We start from the raw sequence: 13,477 nt of genomic DNA, 5'->3' as shown, positions 1-13,477 counted from the left end.
GAATTAACGGTATAGCCGTAACAATCGATATGCCGGGATGTCTTGGTGATTATCGGCAAACGCCGTTGAACAACGGTTCCTGCGGTCACTTATGAACTGAAATGGTTCGCAAGGAACATGGTTTTCATCTGGCTCGATGTAACGACCGTTTGCGAGATGCATGCAAACAACGTTACGAGCCGCCCGGTCCAACGTCCTTCATCAACTGCGCATTGTCCAAGGATGTATCGTCTCGAGGGATGATCGAAAACTTTCCGTCATTTTCAAGGATTACCCAGTTGGCATCGTCGAGGCTCAGGTGCCCCTTCTGCCTCAAAGCGTTGTAGATTTCGGCTTCGGAGATGCGTTCGGCGCGCATCGCGTCCTTCTGTAGTTCGCCCTTGTGCAACAGCATGCGCGGTTCTGCCTTGATAAGCTTGGAGAAAACATCGCTGCGCAGCACCAGCCAGGACGTCGCCCACTGAAGCGCGAACATGATTGCAATACCCAAGGCAGCGTCGGCTATACTGACATCTTTAAGCAAGATACCCGAGGCCGCGAGACTCCCCACCGCGACGGTCACCATCCAGTCGAAATTGTTCATCTGACTGGTCGTGCGCTTGCCCGTAACGCGGGTCATCGCAACGATCAGGATATAGAACACGACCGCGCCGATAGCGATGCTGGTAAGCCGATCGAAGCTGTTGAACCGAGTAACAATATCGCTGCTCGGTGAAGTCATTTATACGCTCGCAAGGGTTCGGCGGTTGGTCCTCGAATGAATAGCTAAGCAGAGCGCAATCGGCGACACAAGCAGAATGACGGCGTTACGCAACCGTTCTCGCATGGTTCTCACCGAAATCCGGGCCAGACCCCGAAATCCCGTCCGGTGCAATGGTATGCGGGGTTGCCAAACACAACATTAGGCGTTCGGCAGTTCAGGTTTTTTCTTCCCCGACCGTATCGGCTTTGATGGCATCGCGATTGCCCATCCGCTCGTTCGGTCCGACCGTCGTATCGAGGCGGGTCTGGTGCTCGATTTCGGAATCGAGTTCTGCACCAAGCAGCACGATGTATGACGACACCCATAACCACATCAGCAATACGATAACGCCGCCGAGCGCCCCGTAGGTTTCGTTATAGCTACCGAAATTCCGCACGTAGATGGCAAAGGCGATCGATGCGAGTAACCAAACCGTCACCGCCGCGACCGAACCCGGTGTGACCCAGCGCCATTCCGGCGCATCGCGCGAGGGACCATATCGGTAGAGCACGGACAACCCGCCAAAAGCGATAAGAGCCAACAACACCCACCGGCCATAGAATACAACGCTTTGAATGAAGGACGGCAGTCCGAGTCCGTCGGCAAGCAGGGGCAGGACGATCATCAGGCCCATCGCGATAACGAGGACGAGCACCATGAGAACCGTCAGCACAAGGGCTGTCGCATTGATCCGAAGAAAGCCACGCGTTTCGTCTTCGTCATAGGCGACGTTCATGCCGACCATCAGCGTTTTGACGCCTTTCGACGCGCCGTAGATCGCGAAGAGAATGCTGCCGAGCGCAGCCCAGCCCAACGTGGTGTTCGCGCCGGCGGCAACCTTGCGGGCTTGGTTCTCCAGTATTTCGGCTGCGTTTTGCGGTAGCCCGGCGGTGAAACTTTCGATCTGCTGTTCGACCACCATCGGATCAACGACTAATCCCGCGATCAGGATGATCGCGGCGATCGCGGGAAAGAGCGCGAGCATGCCGAAGAAGGCGACGCCTGCGGACACGACCGAAACATGGTCGGCTTCGAGCTCGTCCTTCGTTCTCAGAAGGATGTCCTTCCAGCCGTTCGCAGGAATGTGCGAAGGTTTCTTTGCCGTGCGCCCACGTGGTTCGTCAGTCGAAGTCATAGATTGCCAGTCGAGTTATCCTAAGGTGATCTATCGCATCAGACCGGCGAACACCGTTTGACGCCGCCGGCATGATTTCAGACAATTGCCCGATGCATCCGGGCTCAATACCCGTGCGCCAGTCCCGACAGAGATGAAACCTCGATCGGACTGGCGCAACTGGCGAGCAGGCAATGCGTTACGCCGGCCCTTTTTCTTCCATCTTGCGGTCGGCCTTGGCAACCGCTTCGTCCTTCTTCGCGCGTGCTTCGCGGCCAACCTCGCGGGCTTTGGCCTTGGCTTGGTCCAGTGTCTTGGCACCTTGGGGGCCCAGCTTTTCGCGCTCCGTTTGCGACGACGGTATCACCGATCCGGCAATGGCGCCGACGATGGCCGCTGCCAGCCCGGCGACGAGCGGATTGCTGTTATAGGCATCGCGTCCCTTGTCCATCGTGCGCCGACCACGTTTAGCCAGATCACTTTGCGTTTGGCGCGCGCTATCGGCAAAGCTGTCGCGTTTTTCGCGCATGCGGTTGGTCGCGTCGTCGAGCCGCTTGTGATAGGACTTGTCGTCCTCGTCATGATCGCGTTCGATCATCAGATAGGTTCCGCGATGTTCGTCGCGACGGCGACGATAGATCGTGTCGTCTTCGTCGGGCTGCCGCTCAATACGCGACATATGTTCGACATAGCCGCGATGATCGGGATCGTAATCGTACGCGTTGCTCGAAACGCCGTCGCTTCCGGAATTGAATGTGAACGCCGATGGCTTGGCATCGTAATCGCTGACCAGCCAAATGCCACCGGCAGAGATCAGCGCCATGGCGAGCGGATTGCGGCGGGCACCGTCGAGGATGTAGCGCGCGTCGATGCCGTTCTCGTCCGCCTTGTCTAACAAAGCGTCAAACAGTTTGCGCGGCGACATCTGGTCGCCAATCCGATCGACAGTTTCGCTCATGTTTTCCTGTGTGCGGCGGATGTCGGCTTCGATGGCATCGGGGTCGCGAGCTTGGTTCTGGGTCATCGTTTAGCTCCGGAATGGGTAAGATCGCCGGTGGCCGCATTAGGCGTGCGTTCGACCGTATCGATCGTGCGCTCCGGCTTGAGATTGGTTGCCTTCATTTTGCTTCGGGCGACGCCGTAGAGGATGGCGGCCAGAATGAGGGTTGCAAGGCCAACCAGCAGGGTTGCCAGATCGCGGTCGTCGATGGCGTCGCCGATCAGATAGGCAATGCCCATCAGTGTGACACCGAGACCGGCTATGCCGAACACCGCTGCGCCCAGAAGGCTCGCAACCGATTTCTGTATGTCTGCCACGGATTCGCGCATTTCCGCTTGGACGAGATTGACCTGCTGCTGCGCCAGATGTGCACTCTGACTGGTAAGACGGCCGAGCAGGTCGACGACGTTATCGTCGGTTCTGCTGGTCTTCGTCGCGCGGTCGGTTCTGTTGTCGATCTGGCTCACCGGATTTCTCCCGTTGAACGGGAAGACGCAACGCTGGTGCGCCCCGGTGCGACAGTCTTTTCGCGATCACCCAAACCCGTCGTCGCGGTAGGAGTGGTCGAGGCGGCGGTAGTGGCCGGGGTCGTTTCGGCCATGCCGGTCGAAGCACCATAGGTTCCGCGTGTATGGTAAGCGTTGCCGCGGTCGCTATCGTTCTGGCCGACATCGTAGTCATCGTGATATTCGGCGCCAGCACGAAGGAAGCGGGCGGCAGCGAACCCGGCGGCAGCCGATGCGGCGAGGAAGGCCGACGGATTGTCGCGGGCGAACCGGCGCGTTTCGTTAGCCAGTTCACGCGGAGACTTGTTCTCCAATCGCGATGCCAGCCCGTCCACTTCGCGTGCCACGCTGCTGAATGCAGAAGCAAGCCAATCGGGTGCCCGGTCGTCGCCCTGCAGTTCGTCGGCGGCGGTTTGCATGGCCGAAGAAGCGGAATGCGCCGCGCGTCCGACCCGATCCTTTTCTTCGGCGACCTTCGCTTCGCCCTGTCTGGTCGCCGTTTCCTTGAGGTCGCGGGCGTCGCCCTTGAGATCATCGGCTACGTCGCCGTGCTGAGAGCTACTTGTTCGGTTTCGTGGGGTGTCCACCATGGTTAATCTCCTAAAAAGATAACACTAGAGCGGTATCGCGCTGAGATTGTTCCGCAAGTTGCCCAAGATCAATCGAATTGCAGCGTCCAAAGTCCGCGCATCTTGCCTTCGGGAAATCTGTACCAAAGAAAGGCCCCATGTTCAGAGATCGACACGAGCCATAGATAGACTGATGGAAGGATTGCTTGCGAAAGGGGGCCAGCAGCACCATAGGGACCGCCTTTGGTCGCGCGTGGAATGTCGGCTTTCGACGCTGCCGCACCATATCCGGACAATCCGTTTCCGGCCCAGAAGCTGCCAGGCAGCAAAGCGCCCTTATTCCGTTGAAGAAGTCGCTGCTGGAGCGGTTCGACAGTGACGGCTGACAGCGGACGAGCGTCCTTGCCGCTCGGCTCAGGCGGGTACGAGCCCCTGGATCGGCTTCATCTTGGCCAGCTTGCGTAGGTTCTGGGCCGCGGCGGCGAGGTGGAACTCGTCTTTCGCTCCATTGGGACCGCGCAGGCGCAAGCGGTCCAGCTTCAGGATGCGTTTGAGGTGCGCGATCAGCATCTCGACCTTCTTCCGCTGGCGACTGGAGACAAGGAGGGCGTCGCTGGCGGTAATCTCGCGGGTAAGATCGCGTGCACCTTCGTAGACCGACCGGGTCACCTTGCGGGCTGGCATGTTGGGCGTGCAACGCTGCCGCAGGGCGCAGGCCTGACAGTCCTGCTGCCGGGCGCGGTAACGGATCGACGCGTCCTTATCGATCCCGCTGCGCGGCGTGTTGAAGTTGCGGTTTGAGCGTCGCAGTCGATTACCACCTGGGCAGATATAGCTGTCATCCTCGTGGTCGTAGGTGAAGGCGGATCGCTCGAAGGTACCGTTGTTGCGCGCGGATTTCTCGAACACCGGGATATGCGGCTCGATGCCTCTCTCCTCGACCAGCCAGGCTAGGTTTGGCGCGGAGCCATAGGCGGTATCGGCCACCAGCTTCTCGGGCCACAGGCCGAAGCGATCCTGCGTTCGCTCGATCATCCGCCGCTGGGCGAGCACCTCGGCCTGTCGGATCGCGGTCGTCGCCTCGACATCCACGATGACGGCATGGTCGAGATCGATCAGGTAGTTGGTGCTGTAGGCGTAGAAGGCGCGCTCGCGCGTGGCCGCAGTCCAGCGCGCAGCGGGATCGGTGATGTTGATGCGCTTGGGTGGGACCGGGGTCGATCCGCCGAACGCGGCATCGTCGAGCATCTCGAGATACTCGGCCACGGCGCGGCCCGCAGCCTCGGGTGGCAGTCCTTCCTCTCCGGGAACCGAGCGCTGGCGATGCACATCGGCACGGATCAGGCTAGCATCGACCGCGAAGCCCTCTGCGCCGACCAACCCCTCGGCCATGCAGCGCTCGACGGTCATCTCGAACAGCTTGCGCAGAAGATCGCTGTCGCGGAACCGCCCGTGCCGGTTCTTCGAGAAGGTCGAGTGGTCCGGGACCGCGCCGTCGAGATCGAGCCTGCAGAACCAGCGATAGGCAAGGTTGAGATGCACCTCCTCGCACAGCCGCCGCTCCGAGCGGATACCCATGCAATAGCCGATGTTCAGCATTCGGATCATTAGCTCAGGATCGACCCAGGGCCGACCGGTCGAGCTGTAGAACGGCTTCAAGTGCTCGCGTATGCCAGACAGATCGACGAACCGTCGATCGAACGCAGCAGGTGGTCCTGCGGCACATGATCCTCGATGCGGAAGCTGTAGAACAGCGCCTCCTGCAACACCGTCCATTCGCCCATCATCAGATGATCTCCTGATAGCGGGACCAGTGAATCAGGACTTCATCCCGACCGCAAGCGCGAGTTTTTCAACAGAATACGCCCTCATGTCGGACGTTCAGGCTCTAACAAACGATCCCTGAAAGCCAACAGGTAGCTTGCTCTAGTTATGCGCACCGCTGATGTTCGATGATGGTTGGCATTGCGTTGATCCTGTCACAACCGGCGCTATTTATCCATGATGAGACAAACGTTGACGAAGCCAATGTCATATGCGCGTCCGTGGATAGTGGTTCTGATCATCATGAACGTCTTTCTTCTCGCCGCCTCCGCAGCCCTCTTGATCAACCAATCCGCCCCGTTGGCCGAACCCCGCGTCGTCACTGCGCGGGGCGATCTTGGCGCGGATGAACGTGCTACAATCGATTTGTTTCGCAATGCGCGCGACTCAGTGGTGTTCATTTCCACCCGACAGCGTGTGGCCGATTTCTGGACACGCAATGTCTATAGCGTGCCGCGCGGATCGGGCTCGGGTCTCGTATGGGACGAGGCAGGCCATATTGTGACCAATTTCCATGTCATCGAGGGCGCCTCCGAAGCGCAAATCCAGCTTGCCGACGGTCGCCAGTTTTCCGCCACGCTGATCGGTGTTAGCCCACAACACGATCTTGCTGTCCTGAAAATAGGCGGTGCGGGCTTCACTGCGCCCGCGCGGGTGCCAATCGGGACAAGCAGCGACCTGCAGGTCGGACAGAATGTTTTCGCAATCGGAAATCCGTTCGGACTGGACTGGACCCTGACCAAGGGCATCGTTTCGGCGCTCGATCGTTCGCTGCCGAATGAGAATGGTCCCGACATCCGGCACCTCATCCAGACCGATGCCGCCATAAATCCCGGTAATTCGGGTGGTCCGCTGCTCGATTCCGCGGGCCGACTGATCGGGATCAATACAGCGATCTATAGTCCCTCCGGGGCATCGGCAGGAATCGGCTTTGCCGTGCCGGTCGATACGGTCATGCGCGTCGTGCCCCAGCTTATTTCCGAAGGGCGCTACACGCGGCCCAGCCTTGGCGTTGAAAGCGATGACGATATAAACGACCGGCTCAAGCGCGCCTCGGGGATCGAGGGCGTTTTTGTCCTGCGGGTCGATCCCGGGTCCTCGGCGGATCGCGCCGGTCTGATCGCTGCGCAGCGTACGAGGCGCGGTGTCGCTCCAGGGGATATTGTCATCGCGCTGAATGGCAAACCTGTTTCCAGGGTCGGCGATCTGCTAGCCCGGCTTGACGATTTTCGCGTCGGACAAAGCGTCGAACTCGCGCTGATGCGCGGCGGCGAAGAGCGAACAGTCGGGCTCGAACTCGAACCGGGAAGCTGATGCAATAAGAAGGGCCGGTCCACTGGTAGGACCGGCCCTCACGGCTGCCATTAACCGGCGTTGATCGGGATCGTCTTGCGTCCCTGAGCCGCTTCTGCGGTGCGCGGAACCGTAACGGTCAGAACACCATTGCGGAAGGCCGCCTCGACCTTGTACTCGTCGATCTGCGAGGGCAGGCCGATGCGACGCTCGAAGCGTCCATAGCTGCGTTCGGAATAGCCGCGTTCCTCGTCGCTAGTTTCGGACTTCTTTTCGCCCCGGATCACCAGCTGGCGATCGTCCAGGCTTATTTCGATGTCCTTTTCCTCCATGCCTGGCAACTCGGCCGTGACACGAGTTTCCTTGTCGTTCTCCGACAATTCGACCCGCGGCCAGCTAAAGCTGCGCCCGATGGGCGGCAGCGACGGCATGGAAAACCCGCGAAACATGTCGTCGAACAAGCGATTGATATCCCGATGAAGCGACATCACCGGATGATCGACCCGCTCCTCTTGCCGGGGAGCGATGTCTTGGCCCTGGCTTTTCCAGGGAATGAGATCGCGAATGGCCATCTCGACATTCCTCCTGTTTTCCGACTGGTTCAGGCAAAGCTTCGTCAAGCGGGGCAGGCGCGATTGCACCCACCCCGCCGAGGATTTGCCCGGTGATTAAGGTTTAGGCCGCTTTGTCTTCGGTCAGCTGTGGCGTGTCGTCATTGACATGCTCGCGGCTTCCGATGGCGATCTTGCGCGGCTTGAGCGATTCCGGGACGATCCGCTGGAGCGAGATCGTCAACATGCCGTGCTCATAGTCCGCATCGCGCACTTCGACATAGTCAGCCAGCTGGAACCGACGCTCGAACGCACGGGCAGCGATACCGCGATGAACGAATTCGACACCGTCTTCGTCCTTCTCGGTCTTCTGACCGGAGATGACGAGCTGGTTCTGCTGTGCAGTGATGTCGATTTCGTCCGGACGGAAGCCGGCCACCGCCAAGGTGATCCGGTAGCTGTCTTCGCCGGTGCGCACGATGTCGAAGGGTGGGTAGCTATCCTGCGTTTCGGCGCGGAGGCTGTTCTCGAGCGCATCGAAAAGCCGATCGAAGCCGACCGTCGAGCGGCGATAGGGGGTCAAATCAAATGCAGTTCTCATTTCCAAATCCTCCTTGTTGAGCAATCTGGGCATGAGAGGCGCCGGGAACCAAGAGCCGACGCCCTCTGTCCAACCGGACCCATTATGGCATCCGGTACTGACAAAATTAGGAAACGCGCAAGTGATTTCAAGACCCGATAAAAATTTTTTATCGTCTTGTTTTCAGTGCTTTGCAAGGGAAAACCAGGCACACCGATAGAGGTGCGCCTGGCCTTCTTCCAGGAGAAAATATGATTGAATGCAGTCTGTTTACGCGGTCAGCCGATCGCTGCTCGCGTGATCGGAAGTCCAGCTTTGCATCTGGTCCTTGAGCGCCAGTTTGAGCTTCTTCAGCCGGGCAATCAGAACTTCGTCAGGCCGGGGTCGTTTGCTTTCCAGCCGGATTTCGTCCTCCAGCCGCGCATGTTCGCGTGAAAGATAGTCCAGAAACCTGTCGGTCATTATCTCCTCCTCTCTCATTCGACCGATTTTCCGATGTCGCCGTGTTGGGAGCCTGCCGCGTTTCGAACAGCGTGTGCAGGCACCCAAGAGGCACTGCCGTGCACGGGCGGATGGGAGAGCGCAGCTTAATGCCGCGCTCTCCACACCGGATTAGAAGTCCATCGCCGGCATCGGTGCGGGCGTGTCTTCCTTGGGCAGTTCGGCTACCAGCGCCTCGGTGGTGATCAGCAGCGAGGCAACCGAAGCCGCGTCCTGCAGCGCAGTGCGCACCACCTTCGCCGGATCGATGACACCCGACTTCACCAGGTCTTCATATTCGCCGGTCGCGGCGTTGAAGCCGTGGTTGTAGTCGTCGCCTTCGAGCAGCTTGCCGACGATATAGGCACCGTCCTCGCCCGCGTTCTCGGCAATCTGGCGAGCCGGGGCGCGCAGCGCACGGCGCACAATGTCGATACCCGACTGCTGGTCGTCATTGGCGGCCTTTAGGCCTTCGAGCGACTTGAGCGCGCGGAGCAAGGCGATACCGCCACCCGGCAGGATGCCTTCCTCGACGGCCGCACGGGTTGCGTGCAGCGCGTCGTCGACACGATCCTTGCGCTCCTTGACCTCGACTTCGGTGGCACCGCCGACGCGGATGACGGCAACGCCGCCAGCCAGCTTGGCCACGCGTTCCTGCAGCTTTTCACGGTCGTAGTCGCTGGTCGTGGTCTCGATCTGGGCGCGGATCTGACTTACCCGGGCGTCGATGTCGGCCTTGTTACCGGCACCATCGACGATGGTGGTGTTGTCCTTGTCGATGATGACCTTCTTGGCCCGGCCGAGCATGCCGATCGTGACATTTTCCAGCTTGGTGCCGAGTTCCTCGCTGACCACATTGCCGGCGGTGAGGATGGCAATATCCTCCAGCATGGCCTTGCGGCGATCGCCGAAGCCGGGTGCCTTGACCGCCGCGACCTTGAGGCCGCCGCGCAGCTTGTTGACCACCAGGGTAGCCAGGGCTTCGCCTTCGACATCCTCCGCGATGATCAGCAACGGCTTGCCCGACTGCACGACCTGTTCGAGCAGCGGGATCAGCGCCTGCAGGTTCGACAGCTTCTTCTCATGGATGAGGATGTAGGGATCCTCGAGTTCCACCTTCAGCTTTTCGGCGTTGGTCACGAAATAGGGCGAGAGATAGCCGCGATCGAACTGCATGCCCTCAACGGTTTCGAGCTCGGTCTCGAGGCTCTTGGCTTCCTCGACCGTGATCACGCCTTCGTTGCCGACCTTGTCCATCGCTTCGGCAAGGATGCGACCGACAGTCTCGTCACCATTCGCGGAAATAGTCGCGACCTGTGCGATCTCGCTGTTGGCCGACACCTTCTTGGCATGGCTTTCGAGGTCCTTGACCACCGTGCCGACGGTGAGATCGATACCGCGTTTGAGATCCATCGGGTTCATGCCAGCGGCAACCGCCTTGGCACCTTCGCGCACTATGGCTTGGGCCAGAACGGTGGCGGTGGTCGTGCCGTCACCTGCCTTGTCGTTCTGCTTGCTGGCGACTTCGCGCAGCATCTGTGCGCCCATGTTCTCGAACTTGTCCTTGAGTTCGATCTCCTTAGCGACGGTGACGCCGTCCTTGGTGATGCGAGGGGCGCCGAAGCTCTTCTCGATCACCACGTTGCGGCCCTTGGGGCCGAGAGTTACCTTGACCGCATTCGCAAGCGTATCCACGCCGCGGAGCATGCGATCACGCGCGTCAGATGAAAACCTTACTTCTTTCGCAGCCATCTGGCCTGCTCCTTTCTCTTCCTTCGATTGAATTGAAGATCGGGTTAGTTGCTTACGCCGCCTTCTTGAGTTCGGCGGTGGATTCGATGATGCCGAGGATGTCGCTCTCCTTCATGATGAGCAGGTCCTCGCCGTCGATCCGCACTTCGGTGCCGGACCACTTGCCGAACAGGATGCGATCGCCTGCCTTGAGGGCAAGATCTACCAGCTTCCCGGCATCGTCACGCGCACCCGGGCCGACGGCGACGACTTCGCCTTCCATCGGCTTTTCCTTGGCGGTGTCAGGGATGATGATACCGCCGGCCGTTTTCTCTTCGGCCTCGAGGCGGCGAACCAGCACGCGATCGTGCAAAGGTCGGAAATGCATGCATAACCTCCATTACAAAGCGAAATGACTTACAGCGCCTCCCCCGCATGATCGGCAGGAGGCATTTCGCGATCTAGTTTTGCCGAAAACGGCTTCAAGAGGCCCAAATCAGATTTTTTGGCACTCGTGGATTGCGAGTGGCGAGGGGCTTTTTCCGTATGCCTTATCAGGGTCTTGACGGCCCAAAATAGACTCACAAAATATCCCGAGCGGAACAATCCGCAGTGAGTGACCAGCGGCAAGGCAGAAAGGAGGATTTTCCTATGTCGCAACCATTCGCACGCTACCTGCATCCCTTCGATGTAGCGCATCATCCCGCGCTTGAGCCCGAAGTGAAGCAAGCCATCCTGGCTTCCTGGGCGTCCGATAGGCATGCCGTCGAAAACGAGCCGGCGATGCGCCAGCCCCCCGAACTCAAAGGTCCGATTTCCGCTGATGATGTACTCGCCGCACCGCGCTCGCTCGACGGCCCGGACAGCCAGCCCACGCTACAATGACCGATCGCGCTTTTCTGGTTCAGCTGGACGGATACGGACTGACCACGGCAGAAATCTGCTATTTCATGCCGGATCATCCCTCGCTCCTGCAGATCTACGCCTGGCAGGAATATGATGCAGCACCGGATTTTCCGGTACTGTTCGACTTCCTCGCGCATTGGCGGCGCGAGATCGAAGCGGAGATCAGATCAGTCCGCATCGCACACGAAAAGATGATCCGGCCAGCGAGCTGGCGTTCTGCCGACGGGGTGATTTCCTGGGAGTAGTCCTGCCGGGCGATTGCGCCTACAAGCTCGGATTCATACTTATGGAAATGGACTGCTACCTAGAAGTCTGGTAACCTTCGCCCACTTGATTGGCAGCTTTCCCATTTTCCCGCACTCAAATCTGCCAGTCGGTGTCCGGCCAAATCATTCATTGAGGCGGCAAGCTCGGAATTTATGCGGGCCTAGCTGCGGGCCGTCGTGCGAACTGCCGCTTCCATGCATAAAGCGAATGCTGGCTCACCCCGAGCCGCTGCGAAACCTCCGCCACCCGATAGCCGCGCTCGGTGATCTGCGCCACTGCATCGCGCTTGAACTCGTCGCTGAAATTAGCCTTGCCCATCGTCGCCTCCTGTCCTCAAAATTAGGAAAGAAAGCGTCCACAAATCTAGGGGCGATTCATTCAGACACTTTTGAGGTGCAATTATCGAGGCTGTCCAGCCGTCATTTTCGGGCTCGGCGAAGCATCAAACGTCACCATGACATGGCGATGTCGCTGACTCCCGCGAAACTTGCCGAAGCCAGACCTGCCTGATCAACGACCTTCGAAGTCCGGATTTCGCTTCTCAAGGAAGCACGGCTTCCATGGGAGGAGGTGAGAGACTGGTTCCACCTGTCGAACAACTACGTCGACAGTCTCAACCGCGCAGCCGAGAGATTGGCGAACTCCCTTGTCGATGAGCATGCTCACCTCACCGGATCAGCTATGAGGCAGCATCTCCTTGCTCAGCATGGGATCGTGGTAATTCTGGAGAGATCGGACCGGGCTCGCAAGTTCGATACAAAGGCGAGCGCGCTGGTAATCAATGCGGGCCAGCCAGCATCAGGAATCCGCTTCCAGCTTGCCTACCAGATCGCAGTGATGACGCTGGAGAGACCATCACTCAGGTGGCTGCGGATGCCGATCTTCGATCGCAGGCCGCGCGCGAACTCCTCAAGGTAGGTCTCGCCAATTATGCAGCTGGGGCCATGCTGATGCCATGCGAGCATTTCAGGCAGGCGGCCCGCGCCGAACCCCAAGACATGGACAGATTGACGCTACTCTATCGGGCAAGCTTCGAGCAGGTCTGTCATCGCCTTTCGACATTGCAACGCGAGGGCTCCCGAGGCGTGCCTGTATTCTTCTGCCGCGTCGATATGGCGGGCAACATCACAAAGCGTCACAGCGCCACCAGACTGCAGTTTGCGCGATTTGGCGGTGCCTGCCCGCTATGGATCGTCCATGAAGCCGTGGCCAATCCCGATCGGGTGCAGGTCCAGCTGGCGGAGACGCCGGATGGGGTCCGTTATGTTTCCATGGCCAAAGGGCTGATCAAGACGTCAGGAGGATTTGATCGGAATCCGCGCCGTTATGCTGTCGCGCTCGGTTGCGAGGTCGGGCATGCTAGCGAATTCGTTTACGCCGACAATATCGACCTGATCTCAGCTGGAGTGGCCACCGAGATCGGGGCATCCTGCAGGATCTGCCCACGAACGGGCTGCGACCAACGCGCATATCCTCCAAGCGACCAGCAGATCGCAGTCGATCTGTTCGAAAGGGGCGTTGTTCCCTATTCGATGCGGCAAAACGGCTAGATGGTGATCTGGCGAAACGGATGAGAGCGATGGGCGAAGAGCGATCGCAAGAGATAGAGAGCGAACAAGCCAAAATGCATACAGCCAGCACTGCCCACAGATGGCGAAAGATGGTTGCGGACGATCTCCCGCGCGTGCTTGCCATCGCGGACAAGTGCCATCCCGATCATCCTGAAGACGAGGCGGTGTTTCGAGAGCGGCTCGAACTTTTCGCAGGAGGATGCTGTGTTCTCGAGCAAGACGGGGAGACCGTTGGATACATCATTTGTCACCCCGCTACTTTCGGCCACCCGGTGCCACTGGACACACTCCTAGGCGAACTGCCTGACAATGCGGATGTGCTCTACATTCATGATATCTCGAT

At 59.3% G+C, this 13,477-nt stretch carries 16 protein-coding genes and 3 pseudogenes; 7 read left to right on the top strand and 12 right to left on the bottom strand.

What is annotated here, in order from left to right; translation table 11 throughout:
• Positions 1-172: 172 nt before the first annotated feature.
• The 6 genes and pseudogenes from P8Q88_RS00095 to P8Q88_RS00070 form a co-directional block, all read right to left on the bottom strand.
• The gene (locus P8Q88_RS00095) at positions 173-643 is read right to left on the bottom strand and encodes a DUF421 domain-containing protein (protein ID WP_278321822.1); all 471 of its coding nucleotides are present in this window, start codon (positions 641-643) and stop codon (positions 173-175) included.
• Positions 644-917: 274 nt separating this feature from the next.
• Complete coding sequence (locus tag P8Q88_RS00090) at positions 918-1,877, bottom strand: YihY/virulence factor BrkB family protein (protein ID WP_278321821.1); 960 nt, start codon at positions 1,875-1,877, stop codon at positions 918-920.
• Positions 1,878-2,055: 178 nt separating this feature from the next.
• Positions 2,056-2,880, bottom strand: coding sequence for a DUF3618 domain-containing protein (locus P8Q88_RS00085; protein WP_278321820.1), 825 nt, complete (start codon positions 2,878-2,880; stop codon positions 2,056-2,058).
• Entirely contained in the window at positions 2,877-3,323 is a 447-nt protein-coding gene (locus P8Q88_RS00080; RefSeq protein ID WP_278321819.1) for a phage holin family protein, read from the bottom strand. The genes P8Q88_RS00085 and P8Q88_RS00080 overlap by 4 nt, the downstream gene beginning before the upstream one ends.
• On the bottom strand, positions 3,320-3,952 hold the full coding sequence (locus P8Q88_RS00075) for a hypothetical protein (protein WP_278321818.1): 633 nt from the start codon (positions 3,950-3,952) through the stop codon (positions 3,320-3,322). The genes P8Q88_RS00080 and P8Q88_RS00075 overlap by 4 nt, the downstream gene beginning before the upstream one ends.
• A gap of 393 nt (positions 3,953-4,345) precedes the next feature.
• Positions 4,346-5,718, bottom strand: a pseudogene (locus P8Q88_RS00070) (transposase).
• Positions 5,719-5,959: 241 nt separating this feature from the next.
• On the opposite strand from P8Q88_RS00070, the gene P8Q88_RS00065 reads away from it, so the two are divergent.
• Positions 5,960-7,069, top strand: coding sequence for a S1C family serine protease (locus P8Q88_RS00065; RefSeq protein WP_278321817.1), 1,110 nt, complete (start codon positions 5,960-5,962; stop codon positions 7,067-7,069).
• A 50-nt stretch (positions 7,070-7,119) separates the two neighbouring features.
• On the opposite strand, the gene P8Q88_RS00060 is transcribed toward P8Q88_RS00065, so the two are convergent.
• The 5 genes from P8Q88_RS00060 to P8Q88_RS00040 all read right to left on the bottom strand — a co-directional run bounded on the left by P8Q88_RS00060 (position 7,120) and on the right by P8Q88_RS00040 (position 10,778).
• A complete protein-coding gene (locus tag P8Q88_RS00060; protein ID WP_278321816.1) occupies positions 7,120-7,620 on the bottom strand; it encodes an Hsp20/alpha crystallin family protein in 501 nt (166 codons plus the stop codon).
• A 103-nt stretch (positions 7,621-7,723) separates the two neighbouring features.
• Positions 7,724-8,200 (bottom strand): Hsp20 family protein, encoded by a 477-nt coding sequence (locus P8Q88_RS00055; protein WP_278321815.1) that lies wholly within the window; start codon positions 8,198-8,200, stop codon positions 7,724-7,726.
• 249 nt (positions 8,201-8,449) lie between these two features.
• Positions 8,450-8,641, bottom strand: coding sequence for a DUF465 domain-containing protein (locus tag P8Q88_RS00050; protein WP_278321814.1), 192 nt, complete (start codon positions 8,639-8,641; stop codon positions 8,450-8,452).
• Positions 8,642-8,791: 150 nt separating this feature from the next.
• Positions 8,792-10,411: a chaperonin GroEL gene (gene groL / locus P8Q88_RS00045; protein WP_278321813.1), complete on the bottom strand. Its 1,620-nt coding sequence runs from the start codon at positions 10,409-10,411 to the stop codon at positions 8,792-8,794.
• A gap of 52 nt (positions 10,412-10,463) precedes the next feature.
• Positions 10,464-10,778, bottom strand: a complete 315-nt coding sequence (locus tag P8Q88_RS00040) for a co-chaperone GroES (RefSeq protein WP_278321812.1) — start codon at positions 10,776-10,778, stop codon at positions 10,464-10,466.
• A gap of 263 nt (positions 10,779-11,041) precedes the next feature.
• On the opposite strand from P8Q88_RS00040, the gene P8Q88_RS00035 reads away from it, so the two are divergent.
• A complete protein-coding gene (locus tag P8Q88_RS00035; protein WP_278321811.1) occupies positions 11,042-11,275 on the top strand; it encodes a hypothetical protein in 234 nt (77 codons plus the stop codon).
• Positions 11,272-11,541, top strand: coding sequence for an usg protein (locus P8Q88_RS00030; RefSeq protein WP_160611634.1), 270 nt, complete (start codon positions 11,272-11,274; stop codon positions 11,539-11,541). The genes P8Q88_RS00035 and P8Q88_RS00030 overlap by 4 nt, the downstream gene beginning before the upstream one ends.
• A gap of 196 nt (positions 11,542-11,737) precedes the next feature.
• Here the strand turns inward: P8Q88_RS00030 and P8Q88_RS00025 are convergent.
• Positions 11,738-11,881 (bottom strand): annotated as a pseudogene (locus tag P8Q88_RS00025) (transposase); the annotation flags it as partial.
• 252 nt (positions 11,882-12,133) lie between these two features.
• On the opposite strand from P8Q88_RS00025, the gene P8Q88_RS00020 reads away from it, so the two are divergent.
• The 4 genes and pseudogenes from P8Q88_RS00020 to P8Q88_RS00005 form a co-directional block, all read left to right on the top strand.
• On the top strand, positions 12,134-12,481 hold the full coding sequence (locus P8Q88_RS00020) for a hypothetical protein (protein ID WP_278321810.1): 348 nt from the start codon (positions 12,134-12,136) through the stop codon (positions 12,479-12,481).
• Positions 12,427-12,561: pseudogene (locus P8Q88_RS00015) on the top strand (hypothetical protein); the annotation flags it as partial. The gene P8Q88_RS00020 and the pseudogene P8Q88_RS00015, both read left to right, overlap by 55 nt.
• Before the next feature lie 87 nt (positions 12,562-12,648).
• Positions 12,649-13,113, top strand: coding sequence for a DUF2083 domain-containing protein (locus tag P8Q88_RS00010; RefSeq protein ID WP_278322743.1), 465 nt, complete (start codon positions 12,649-12,651; stop codon positions 13,111-13,113).
• Between the two features lie 20 nt (positions 13,114-13,133).
• The coding region (locus tag P8Q88_RS00005) for a GNAT family N-acetyltransferase (RefSeq protein WP_512700427.1) at positions 13,134-13,477 on the top strand (344 nt) is incomplete at its 3' end.

Source organism: Qipengyuania marincola (assembly GCF_029688625.1).
Taxonomy (GTDB): domain Bacteria; phylum Pseudomonadota; class Alphaproteobacteria; order Sphingomonadales; family Sphingomonadaceae; genus Qipengyuania.
Note: the sequence above shows the minus strand (reverse complement) of the source record. Positions and strands in the feature narration are given on the sequence as shown.

Excerpts from the sequence above, each read along its gene's own strand:
- P8Q88_RS00030 (WP_160611634.1), top strand. The coding sequence starts at position 11,272 with ATGACCGATCGCGCTTTTCTGGTTCAGCTGGACGGATACGGACTGACC.
- groL (WP_278321813.1), bottom strand. The coding sequence starts at position 10,411 with ATGGCTGCGAAAGAAGTAAGGTTTTCATCTGACGCGCGTGATCGCATG.
- P8Q88_RS00055 (WP_278321815.1), bottom strand. The coding sequence starts at position 8,200 with ATGAGAACTGCATTTGATTTGACCCCCTATCGCCGCTCGACGGTCGGC.
- P8Q88_RS00060 (WP_278321816.1), bottom strand. The coding sequence starts at position 7,620 with ATGGCCATTCGCGATCTCATTCCCTGGAAAAGCCAGGGCCAAGACATC.
- P8Q88_RS00075 (WP_278321818.1), bottom strand. The coding sequence starts at position 3,952 with ATGGTGGACACCCCACGAAACCGAACAAGTAGCTCTCAGCACGGCGAC.
- P8Q88_RS00085 (WP_278321820.1), bottom strand. The coding sequence starts at position 2,880 with ATGACCCAGAACCAAGCTCGCGACCCCGATGCCATCGAAGCCGACATC.
- P8Q88_RS00050 (WP_278321814.1), bottom strand. The coding sequence starts at position 8,641 with ATGACCGACAGGTTTCTGGACTATCTTTCACGCGAACATGCGCGGCTG.
- P8Q88_RS00040 (WP_278321812.1), bottom strand. The coding sequence starts at position 10,778 with ATGCATTTCCGACCTTTGCACGATCGCGTGCTGGTTCGCCGCCTCGAG.
- P8Q88_RS00090 (WP_278321821.1), bottom strand. The coding sequence starts at position 1,877 with ATGACTTCGACTGACGAACCACGTGGGCGCACGGCAAAGAAACCTTCG.
- P8Q88_RS00035 (WP_278321811.1), top strand. The coding sequence starts at position 11,042 with ATGTCGCAACCATTCGCACGCTACCTGCATCCCTTCGATGTAGCGCAT.
- P8Q88_RS00065 (WP_278321817.1), top strand. The coding sequence starts at position 5,960 with ATGTCATATGCGCGTCCGTGGATAGTGGTTCTGATCATCATGAACGTC.